At 38.1% G+C, this 11,789-nt stretch carries 8 protein-coding genes and 2 pseudogenes; 8 read left to right on the forward strand and 2 right to left on the reverse strand.

Annotated features, from left to right (window positions below):
* Positions 1 to 2 precede the first annotated feature (2 nt).
* From QNH29_RS14565 to QNH29_RS14590, 6 genes are all read left to right on the forward strand, one after another.
* Positions 3 to 1,202, forward strand: coding sequence for a CbiX/SirB N-terminal domain-containing protein (locus tag QNH29_RS14565; RefSeq protein WP_283865460.1), 1,200 nt, complete (start codon positions 3 to 5; stop codon positions 1,200 to 1,202).
* 97 nt (positions 1,203 to 1,299) lie between these two features.
* A complete protein-coding gene (locus QNH29_RS14570) occupies positions 1,300 to 2,817 on the forward strand; it encodes a cobyric acid synthase (protein WP_283865461.1) in 1,518 nt (505 codons plus the stop codon).
* Between the two features lie 64 nt (positions 2,818 to 2,881).
* Positions 2,882 to 3,769 (forward strand): GHMP family kinase ATP-binding protein, encoded by an 888-nt coding sequence (locus tag QNH29_RS14575; protein WP_283865462.1) that lies wholly within the window; start codon positions 2,882 to 2,884, stop codon positions 3,767 to 3,769.
* Between the two features lie 442 nt (positions 3,770 to 4,211).
* Positions 4,212 to 4,430 (forward strand): glycoside hydrolase family protein, encoded by a 219-nt coding sequence (locus tag QNH29_RS14580; protein WP_283865639.1) that lies wholly within the window; start codon positions 4,212 to 4,214, stop codon positions 4,428 to 4,430.
* A 441-nt stretch (positions 4,431 to 4,871) separates the two neighbouring features.
* Positions 4,872 to 5,249: a CidA/LrgA family protein gene (locus tag QNH29_RS14585; RefSeq protein ID WP_283865463.1), complete on the forward strand. Its 378-nt coding sequence runs from the start codon at positions 4,872 to 4,874 to the stop codon at positions 5,247 to 5,249.
* A complete protein-coding gene (locus QNH29_RS14590; protein ID WP_283865464.1) occupies positions 5,230 to 5,934 on the forward strand; it encodes an LrgB family protein in 705 nt (234 codons plus the stop codon). The genes QNH29_RS14585 and QNH29_RS14590 overlap by 20 nt, the downstream gene beginning before the upstream one ends.
* A 133-nt stretch (positions 5,935 to 6,067) precedes the next feature.
* On the opposite strand, the pseudogene QNH29_RS14595 reads toward QNH29_RS14590, so the two are convergent.
* A pseudogene (locus tag QNH29_RS14595) lies at positions 6,068 to 6,244 on the reverse strand (transposase); the annotation flags it as partial.
* Between the two features lie 586 nt (positions 6,245 to 6,830).
* Here QNH29_RS14595 and ltrA point away from each other — a divergent pair.
* Both ltrA and QNH29_RS14605 read left to right on the forward strand, forming a co-directional pair.
* Positions 6,831 to 8,123 carry a group II intron reverse transcriptase/maturase gene (gene ltrA, locus QNH29_RS14600; RefSeq protein WP_283865585.1) on the forward strand — a complete coding sequence of 431 codons (1,293 nt, stop codon included), beginning with the start codon at positions 6,831 to 6,833 and terminating at the stop codon, positions 8,121 to 8,123.
* 387 nt (positions 8,124 to 8,510) lie between these two features.
* On the forward strand, positions 8,511 to 10,634 hold the full coding sequence (locus QNH29_RS14605; protein ID WP_283865465.1) for an ATP-dependent Clp protease ATP-binding subunit: 2,124 nt from the start codon (positions 8,511 to 8,513) through the stop codon (positions 10,632 to 10,634).
* 289 nt (positions 10,635 to 10,923) lie between these two features.
* On the opposite strand, the pseudogene QNH29_RS14610 reads toward QNH29_RS14605, so the two are convergent.
* Positions 10,924 to 11,540: pseudogene (locus tag QNH29_RS14610) on the reverse strand (YczE/YyaS/YitT family protein).
* Positions 11,541 to 11,789 lie beyond the last annotated feature (249 nt).

An 11,789-nucleotide genomic window follows, 5' to 3' on the forward strand; every position in this document is an offset into this window, starting at 1 on the left:
TTATGACAACATGGAATTTAACGCAAATGCAGCGCCACTTACTCATTTGCAATGGGGCAACCTGTATGGGAGCAGGTGCTGAGGAGGTCACGCAGCAAATTCGAGACGAAATCCGGAAAAACCGTTTAGATGAGCATATTCATACATCGCGTACACGTTGTAACGGCCGCTGTAAAGATAAATGCGTCGTAATTGATTACCCAAAAGGGACATGGTATTCGGTTCAACATAAAGAAACCGCACGTGATATTGTTCACGAAGCAGTTGAACAAGATGCGATCATTTATTCAATGGAGCACGGTGTGCGGAAACGCAGCGAAGATCGCATAAAAGGAATTGAAAAATACAAGAAAGGTAATGGACCGATGAAAAAAGCTGTATTATTTGTTGGACATGGCAGCAGGCTCGAGGCAGGGAATATAGAAGTTCGCAAATTTGTCGGGCAAATGAAAGAATACATTGATCCAGCCCTTTTAGTAGAAACATGTTTTTTAGAATTTGCATCACCAAATATTGAAGATGGGATTCAGCTGTGTGTTGAACAAGGTGCGGATGAAATCCATGTAATTCCTATCATATTATTACATGCAGGACACTCGAAACTGCACATTCCTGCAGAAATTGAACATGCTAAAGAGCATTTCCCAGATGTTCAATTTACCTATGGCCAAACGATAGGTGTTCATGAGGAAGTTTTTGAAATTTTAAAAACAAGACTTACTGAAGCAGGTTTTGATGTGGATCAAAGGCATGAGGATACGGCCATATTATTAATTGGACGAGGCGGCAGCGATCCATATGCTAATGGTGATTTTTATAAAATCAGCAGATTATTGTGGGAGAAATTAAATGTACCTATTGTTGAAAGTGCCTTTATGGGAGTAACGACGCCAACTGTGCAGGATGGGATGGAACGCTGCATTAAATTAGGCGCCAAAAAAATCATCATGCTGCCGTATTTTTTATTTACGGGAATTTTAATGGAAAGAATGAATAAAATGGCCGAACAGTTTAAAGAGTCTTATCCGCACATATCAATTGATATTGCTCAGTATTTTGGCTATCATCCAAAGTTAAGAACGGTACTCTTAGAACGAATGAATCAGGCCATAAACGGTACTTCGACTGGAATGCAAGATTTAGAGAATTTCCGTAAATATGCGGAAGAACATGGGTATGAACATCATCATCACCATAATTAGTGGTTAGACAACCGGTATTGTTATACTCATTTTCATTTTGGCTCGTGGCCTGTGACAGTCGAAAATTAAATCAAGAAATGTTAGGAGTTCAAAGAAAATGGCGAAGGCTCTTAAACTGATGTTTCAAGGTACCAATTCGGATGTCGGCAAAAGTGTCATCGTGACGGCCTTTTGCCGTATATTCGCCCAGGACGGATATAAAACGGTTCCTTTTAAGTCACAAAATATGGCGTTAAACTCTTATATCACAGTGGATGGAAAAGAGATTGGAAGAGCACAGGGGGTCCAGGCCGAAGCGGCAGGGATTCAGGCGACAACTGATATGAATCCGATTCTGCTGAAGCCGAATCGGGATAACCAATCCCAAATTGTGGTCCATGGAAAACCGTATAAAAATATGGAAGCAAGTGCGTATCGCAAGGAATTCTTTCAAACCGGTATTGAGCTTATTAAAGAATCGCTTGCTGTTCTGTCAGAAAAGTATGAACGGATTGTCATTGAAGGGGCGGGCAGTCCTGCCGAGATTAATCTGAATGACAGGGAAATGGTCAATATGCGGGTCGCAAGAATGGCTGACGCGCCTGTGATTTTGATTGGGGATATCGAAAAAGGCGGAGTTTTTGCCAGTTTAGTAGGAACCCTTCAGCTCATGGACCCTAATGACCGTGACCGAGTCATCGGCGTCATCATCAATAAATTCCGCGGTGATATACGGCTTTTGGAATCTGGATTAACATGGTTTGAGGAATATACAGGAAAACAGGTTCTGGGAGTGATTCCTTATTTGGAGAATTTAAACATTGATGCCGAGGATTCCGTGATATTAAATCAATATACATCGGTCCGAAATACCGAAAAAGAACTCGATATTGCGGTGATTCAGTATCCGAAAATCTCCAATTTCACCGATGTCGATCCTTTTTTTGCCGAACCTGATTGCCATGTCCGGTTTATTACAAGAGCAGACCAATTACACAGCCCAGATATAGTGATTCTTCCTGGAAGCAAGAATACGATCGAGGATTTGCTGTTTTTAAGAAAAAGTGGTATCGCCGAGAAAATCGTGGAATTGCAGGAAAAGCACGAAACCCTTCTATTTGGGATCTGCGGTGGCTATCAAATGCTCGGTGAAAAAATCGAGGATCCGTTTGCCATTGAATCACTTCACCAAGAAATCGAAGGTCTGCACTTACTTCCCATCAGGACGACCATTACAAAAGACAAGACGACACTGTCATCAAACGGACTCTTACACCTTAACGACAAATATTTCAATGTGTCAGGTTATGAGATTCATATGGGAGAAACGTGGACGACCCGAGAATCCCGGGGACTAATTAATACACAAGGCCGAACAGATGGCTGTAAAACCGCAGATGAAAGAATCATTGGGACTTACTTTCATGGGATTTTTCATAATGATGGATTTCGTAAGGAGCTGCTGAATCAGATTCGCCAAGGAAAAGGATTGGAGCCGATTCATCAGCGTGTATCCTTCAACCAATTGCGTGAAGAAGCATTTGATCTGTTAGCGGATCATGTAAGGTCGCACGTAAAGCTTGATTTGATTGAACAAAAAATGGAGGAATTCGAAAAAAGGGGGATTACCCAATGAAGGGTGTCCAAACAGTTATCACTTCTTTGTTGGTTGAACTGTGGATGAAATAGGAGCTTTCACAATGAAAATAGGTAAGGGAAGTTGTAATGGAACATTTGGAGAACTTGTGCAAGGGATAATAGACGAACGGCCATTTTTAATAACTTTTCCAATCAAAAGTTTGAGAAGTGAGGCAAGCTTTATCCCAGATCCAACTTCACCAGAATTAACAGGTGTGAATTCAAAGGGGAAGGGAATTAAAGCTGGAAAATTGTTATTAAATCAGTTTGGTTTGAATGGTGGCGGCAAACTTGACATTCGGTCAAATATTCCAATGGGCAAAGGGATGGCGAGTAGTTCTGCAGATATTGTAGCATCTATGAAAGCAATAGCTCATAGTTACTCGCTCCCCCTAACGCAAGAAATAATTTCTGAAATAGCCGCTAAGATTGAGCCAACAGATGGTGTTATGTATGATGAGGTTGTGGCTTATGATTATATACACGGTGATCTTATTGAAAGCTTTGGAGTTTTACCGCCATTCATCCTCGTTGGGATAGACCTCGGAGGAGCCATAAATACAATTGAATTTAATCAATTCACAAAAGCATATGATCGATATGATCAACATCAATTTTCAGAAGCATATCATTGGGTCAGAGAAGGATTCAGTAAAAACGAGTTTTCTCTTATTTGTAAGGCAACAACGATTAGTGCACGAGTGAATCAAAAAATATTAAGAAAACCTTATTATGCTGAATTGGAAAAATTAGCTCATACATTTCAAGGCGGAATTGTTGTTGCTCACAGTGGAACAGTGGTGGGAATTTTAATAGACAAAAATAGACTGAATAGTAACGAGATTGGTTTCCACTTATCAAAGCATTTGTCACTTCTTTTCAAGAACCTAAAACAAAAACCTTTCTATTATTCCTTCGAAGGAAATCTGAATGTCAAAAAAATCAATTAGAGAGATTCAATTCATTTACGCGGTCAGTCCCATTCCTTGGGAAACTGGCTGCGTTTTTTTGATTAGTAAGGTCATTCATGGTTAACTTTGCAGCAAAGAGAAGGGCTCAAGGGTAAATTAACAGAGTGATCAGGCTACTTTATTGTAGAAACATATGAAATGGTTTGAACGGTTTTAACAGAGACATCAATCGTTCATTTCCTGTACTCCCAGGAGCGAGAATTTGTAGTCTGGTACTGCAATAAATGCAAATATAGTAAAGTTGATATAGTTACTTAAAAGACGAAAGTCAATATATATGGAATCGATTGCATTAAAGTGCAACTCGTAAAAAAAAAATCATTTTACTAGCGTCAATTAACTAGCTCTACTTGTACTGTGATCTTGGTCCATTTCCATCACTACTCATAGCAACTCGTTTTATCGTTAATTTTTCGTAAATATTGAATTAGGATATTTTAGTGGCAAGCTTACCGAAACAGGTACTTTTGAACATGGGGATTTTCAAGAACTAGATGCGGGGTTTGATTTCTATACTCCTCAAACAACCTATCACCGGACATGGAACACGAGTCCTTGTTGTCTGGAAGGATTACCCGAAATTGAACCTCCAACTGATTCCAAAGGATGGGCCCATTATCTAACCCTACCAAGAGAGTAATGGATTCATGAGGGAACGATTATACAAAAACCAGTAGTTGAACTTGAATTGCTGCGTGGTGAAAAGGTAGAAGCTACTAAAATATTGAATAATGAATCTACAAGTTCAAAGGCAGCGCGGGAGATATTTACGAACTTTTAGCAGAATTCTCTGCAAGTACTGCTGAGGAATTCGCATCATAATTCGTACGATATTTAACAAGAAAAAAAAGGGTTCCCCAAAAGTATAACTTCTAGGGGAACCCCTTTTTTGTACGGTTCTGTTAAACTTGTCTGTTAATTTCCTCTAAAAAAGCTCGCTTTCCGCAATGAAAATTCTCTGTTAGAAATCCTTCTAAAAGAAAAGAAATTTGATGATCAGTATGACATACTAAAACACATCGAAGAGTTAAATTTAAATAAACAAGATTAAATACTTATTATTATAGTGAGGTGGAATAGGATGGTTCGGTATCTTGCTCAATTTATCACAATCCTTTTGATATATACACTCGGGAATAAAATCGCAACTTTGCTACACATCCCTGTTCCTGGAAGCATGATTGGCATGGGAATATTATTTTTAGGACTGTATAGTGGGGCTATTAAACTATCATGGATTGAAGATATTGCCCAATGGCATATTAAACACATTTCCCTTCTTTTTATTCCTTTTTCGGTGGGAATTATACATTACACCGGTATCTTTCGAATAGAGGGAATAAAACTGGTGATAACTTTAGCCCTCAGCAGTTTAACTGTTTTACTTGTTACAGCCTTTATTGCAGAGGCTTTCGATAAAAACAAAAGGGGGAATAAAAATGGATATCATGATTTATAAGCTTGTCTTCTGTACTGTCACGACTTCATTGAGTTATGCTGTGGGTTTGAGGATATTTAAGAGATTTAAGAAGACGTGGCTGAATCCTTTATATACCTCTACTGTAATAATTATTTGTTTCATTAACGTTTTCCACCTAAATATAAGTTATTATACAGATGGGGACGGGATTTTTTCATTCCTTTTAGGTACCGCAACGGTATCACTTGCTATTCCGTTATACAAGCATTTGGTGATTATAAAAAAACATTTCTTTATTATTTTCTTAGCTGTTTTACCGGGGACGTTAATGGGGGTCATTTCTGTTATACTGTTAACAAAATTACTGCACCTGAATAAGGAAATGATGTTTTCACTGATTCCAAAATCGGTAACAGCGCCAATAGCCATATCGATTTCCCAATCAATGGGGGGGATTCCGTCATTGACCATCTTGTTTGTTGTCGTATCTGCAATTTTTTCGTTAGTCACTGGTCCTTTTTTGCTGAAATTGACTCGAATCCAGAGCAAAATAGCTAGGGGGCTTGCATTAGGGACTTCTGCCCAGGCGATTGGCGCAAGCCGTGCATTTCAATGGGGGGAGCTTGAGGGAACAATGGGAAGCATTGCCATGATTTCATCCGCGCTATTTCTTTCTATTATTACTCCGCTGTTACTTAATCTTTATTTTCTTTATAATTATTAAAATGATAGTTGTTTAACGCAGTTTAAGAATTACTTCAATACTTTTCGGATAGAGTGCCCAAAAATAAAATGACTGAATCCTTATGAACCAACAAATACAAGCAGTCCAATTGATATGCGAATTGGACTGCTAATTTATTGCGGGGTATGATTTCATTAGTTGTTTTCTTTTTACGACAATCACAAATGGCACAACGAACAGCCATATACAAGGCGTGTATAAGTCTACTAGATCCTCTTTTAGTGATAGCGTTTTTGGTGGCAGAAAACTTACCAGATTTAAAGACACTAGGATCTACTCCAGCGAATGATTGAGGTTATTTCTAAAAATAAAGAATACTATTCTTGCTAAGCAAACGGAAGCATTTCTTAAAGAGGGAGAAATGCTCTTTTTTGTTGGCGTGCCCAGGCAAGCCGTTAATTGCTAACTGGTGGAAGTCCAGTCTAGGTAAGAACCAAGTCGCCTAGTAGCTGACAGGCAGCTGGTGGAGTAATCCTAAGGTTGAAGCCCTGTGCCAGCAACTTTACAGGTTGTAACATAAAGTGAATCCTGCCGCCTCGTCAAGAGCAACCTGGAAACAGGACAAGGAGAAGTCGAGCCTTGCGACAAAGGGCGAAGACCATGGAAGGTGTGTAGAACTTGGAACAACACTCAAGAATCTCTCGGGGTATGGGGAACGACATGTAAAGAAAGTAAGTTTCGGAACTGGGGAGACCCTACTTTACCCTTACGGTTAAGGAAAGAGAAAGCCTATAAGCAATTGCGAAATGGTGGACTGTAAAGAGGGAGTCGGAGGAGGTCATAGTACCAATGATTATCATGACAACACAACATGATGTAGGGAAGGACCTCTACTTTGTTCATGTGTTTAAAGGAGGTAAGAGTAAGTGAATGCTATGAAATTAGCTAACTACACCGATGTAAAAGCTCAAGAACTTTGGAAAACACTATATCTATGTGCCAAGGAGAATCCGAAACGTAAGTTTCATGCTTTATATGATAAAGTTTATCGACCTGATATATTACTAGAAGCCTGGAAGCGTGTAAAAAGAAAGAGAGGTAGTGGAGGAGTAGACGGACAAACGATTGAAGAAATCGTTACTAACTACGGGGAAAGAAAATTCTTAAATGAGCTGTATACTCAGCTAAAAGAGAATAAATATAATCCAAGCCCTGTACTAAGAACGTATATTCCAAAAGAAAATGGAAAGAAGAGACCATTAGGGATTCCGACTATAAAAGATAGAGTGGTACAAATGGCAACAAAGTTGGTTATTGAACCGATATTTGAAGCTGATTTTCAAGAATGTTCTTTTGGTTTTCGCCCAAAAAGAAATGCACACCAAGCAATGGCTAGCATAAGAGAGGCAAGCAAAAGAAGTTCATGGGTAGTGGACGTTGATATTCAAGGGTATTTTGACAACATAAACCAAGAAAAGTTGTTAAAATTAATAGAACAGAAAATCAATGACCGCAGAATCCTAAAGTTAATTCGAAAATGGCTACGTGCTGGGATAATGGAGGAAGGTAATGTTAGAAATCCCCTAACGGGGACACCACAAGGAGGAGTGATTTCTCCTTTACTAGCGAATATTTATCTAAATACATTGGACAAGCTCTGGTTAAAGAAATTCCATCACCTAGGAGAACTAGTTCGTTATGCAGATGATCTTGTAATATTAACAAGAACAAAACAACAAGCGATTGAGAGTATACAAGTATTACAGGCTATTATGAAAAAGCTAGACTTGACTATTAATCGGGACAAATCAAGACTAGTCCACTTGTTTGATAATAAAGAGGGGTTCGATTTCCTAGGTTTCCACAATCGTAAATTCGAAGTACATAATAAAGGGGGAAGACCCTTTTACGCTATGGCTCATATTCCGAAGAAGAATGCCATGAAAAAGATGAGAGCAAAGATAAAGGCATTTACAGAGCCAAGAACCAAGTTATATTTAGACATTAAGGAATTGGTAAAAGGATTAAATAGAATACTGCAAGGGTATAAGAACTATTACAAGATTTCACCAATCGCATTTAAGTGGCTAAATCAGATTGACTGGTATGTGCTTGAAAGGCTCACACTCTTTTACAATAAGAAAAAGAACAACAGAAGAAAACATGGTAACTTAAAGACTATTCAGGATGAAGTAAATTATTTAATCGTAAAGCTAGCACGGAATTAACCGTAAAGCACAAGAAAGAAGAACATCGGAAAGCCGTATGAGGGAAAACTTCACGTACGGTTTGATGAGGGGGAGCTGAAATTAAATGAGGATAGCGTAAGCTATCTCATTGAAATCAGTTCTCTACTCTACAATAAAGGCTCAGTAAAAGAGAGACCTGGGCAAAATAGACTGACAATTACATTATTCTTATGGTTACAACAGTATGGTGGAGTAAACGTTTACTAGGTTGGGTATATACCCAACCATTACCTGTAGAAATGTTAAAAGAAGTAAAATATAATAGAAGAAACTTAATAAAAAGTTCACCGGGCCTACAGGTAGAAGTGGCTCCTTTTTCATATATTCATAGTCAAAGATAGTCAAAGTAAAAAGGAGGGTGGAATTATGATTTGTCAAAACTGTCAAACATCGTCAGCGAGTTATCAGTTAAACTTCTCATTTAATCACGGTCAAAGCCAAATAAGTTTGTGTGCGGAATGCTATGATATCGCAAAACAAAAATTGGAAAACGGCTCCATTCAACTTGACAACCAAATGTTCAATCTGTTGGACACAGATGGCAGCCAGCCTGAGCAAAACAAAAATGTCCATTTAACCAAGCCAAAGAAACGAAAAAAAAATAGCTTTCTTGATCAACATGGACGGAACTTGACGAATGAAGCAAAAGAAGGGCGAATTGATGGCGTGATCGGTAGGGATCAAGAAATTGAACGTATCCTTCAAATATTAAACCGTCGTACAAAAAATAATCCGGTCTTAATCGGTGAGGCTGGTGTTGGGAAAACAGCGATCGTTGAAGGCCTTGCCCTTCAAATCGTAAAAGGCAAAGTACCGGCGAAACTAAAAACGAAAGAAGTATATTTGCTAGACATCAGTTCACTTGTAGCAGGTACATCCTACAGAGGACAATTTGAAGAAAAAATGAAAAAACTTATTGCTGAATTACAACAACGTAAAAACGTCATTTTGTTTATTGATGAACTGCACATGATGGTTGGTGCTGGAGGTACGTCTGACGGTTCAATGGATGCAGGGAATATATTAAAACCAGCGTTAGCTCGCGGTGATATTCAAATTGTTGGCGCAACAACGATGAAAGAATATCGCATGATTGAAAAAGATCCTGCACTTGAGCGTCGCTTCCAATCGGTGATGGTTAAAGAGCCGTCTGTGAATGAGGCGTTTGAAATTTTAAAAGGAATTCGGCCAGCATATGAAAAATATCACGATGTAACATATTCAGATGATGTCCTAAAAGCATGTGTGACACTATCAAAACGCTATATTCAAAATAGATTCTTACCAGATAAGGCCATCGATTTAATGGATGAGGCCGGTGCAATAGTAAACCTTGCTCATGGAGAGCTAGATGTTAACTATTTAAAACAGCGCTTAAAAGAAATTGCTGAAGAAAAACAACAAGCCACGAAATTAGAGCACTACGAAAAAGCGGTGATTCTTCGTGATGAAGAGAGAGAAATAAAGCAATTATTATCAGAAAACTCAGATAATGTAACAAGAGATATTACCGTAGAAATGGTCCAAGAGATTATTGAAAAAAGTACTGGAATCCCTGTACAAAAGCTACAAAAAGCAGAGCAACAAAAAATGAAAGACTTGAAAGAGAGACTAGCAAGTAAAATTATTGGTCAGGATGAAGCTATTGAAAAAGTAGCCAATGCAATCTTAAGGGCAAGTGTTGGGTTAAAACCGAAAACACGTCCAACCGCTTCATTTTTATTCTTAGGTCCAACAGGTACAGGTAAAACCGAATTGACGAAAACTCTTGCCGCCGAATTATTCGGCAGTAAAGATGCGATGATTCGCCTAGATATGAGTGAATTTATGGAAAAACATTCTGTCTCTAAGCTCATTGGTTCACCTCCTGGCTATGTCGGACATGAAGACGCAGGTCAGTTAACGGAACAAGTTCGCCGAAACCCTTATTCCATAATTCTGCTGGATGAAATCGAAAAAGCACACCCAGATGTGATGAATGTATTCCTTCAAATCATGGAAGATGGCAGGTTAACAGATAGCCAAGGAAGAGTTGTAAGCTTTACGGAAACGATTATCATCATGACTTCAAACGCAGGTGTTGGAAACAAAACTTTAGGGCCAATTGGTTTTGGCAGCGATGAACAGCAAGGAGCAGAGTCAAATATTGTCGATAAAATCGGAAATCACTTTAAGCTTGAATTCTTAAACCGTATTGATTCGATTATTGAGTTTAACCACCTACAAAAAGAGAACCTTGTGGAAATTATCGAGATTATGATGGCGGAGCTTAAAGAAACATTAGAGGAACAAGGGATTTCCATTGAAATCGATAAGGAAGCAAAAGAAAAGATTGCCGAATTAGGATATAGCAATGTGTTTGGTGCTCGTCCACTTCGACGCGTCATTCAAGAGAAAATTGAAGATAAAATCACTTCTTTTATTATTAATAGCGAAAACGTAACTACGATCACTGTCTCAGTAGAAAATAATAATATTAACGTAGCATAAGGATAGATGATCATCATCTATCCTTTTCAGCTTGTCGAGAAACCCCACTTTTCAAATCAATGGGGTTCCTCTTATAAATAGATCATTCAATGTTGGAACAAAAAACGTTTTCTATAGGCTTCAATATGGTAATTTGAATAAATTAACGAAGTGTTTTGATAAGTTTTGTGAAGGATTACACTTAAAGTAACGGGTGCTTTTGTTAAGGATGATGTGATCGCTGCGGCGGTCATTTTTTCTGGTTAAACTAAACTGGCAGTTAGTGGAATCAGAACAACAAAAAACCATCCTATATTGAATGGTTTTTATCTTTATCATAATGTGGTGATGTACTTGAGTGTGTTAATACCTTATCTAATACTTTTTCAGTAACTGGCATAAAGTAATTCAATATTAGCCCCCTAAACAAACGGTTAATAAAGTGCCAACGCCGATGGGGCCATTTAAAATCAATGCCAGTATCAAGAATACAACGTAAATCAATGTTCTTGAAAAAAATATATTGGTTCTAGTTAATTTTTGTATGATCAACGTTAAGCGGTCAATTGGCATCGGTGCAAAGTTGGTGTGTAAATAGGTTGCTGTTCCTAATCCTATAAAAACAGAACCGATTCCAAAACAAACCATTTTACTGTACCATAGTTCAGGTGTTATCAAATAGTTCAAAAAGAACAGCCACATATCAATACCAATACCAGTTATAAAGGCAGTTAACAACCCCAAAACTTTAGGTCTTTGTCTGTTTAACAATGAATTACAACCGATCAATATAAAAGCTAGAATGATTTCCCAACTACCTACCGTTAGCCCCACATTTTTGGACAGCCCTACCAAAACTGCATCAAAAGGTGACGTTCCAAGGTCTGATAGTATTGTGAAAGAAATACCAAGAGTTAATATTAAAATTCCTAATACATAAAAAACATATCCACAATCTCACTAACAAGATACACCTATGATTATTCAAAATGGACAAAAATGCCATCGATTTAAGATCACTGGATATTCTATGGTCCCTTTAGGTACAATAATTTGTTTACTATCAATGAAGAGAATGGTCTTTGGACAAGTGAGCCACTAGAAAAATCACAAAAAAGATATTGGGGAATACAAAAAGTAGTTTCAAGAGAAATTCCGTTAATGGAAATTACGAAT

The organism is Neobacillus sp. DY30 (assembly GCF_030123065.1).
GTDB lineage: Bacteria > Bacillota > Bacilli > Bacillales > Cytobacillaceae > Neobacillus.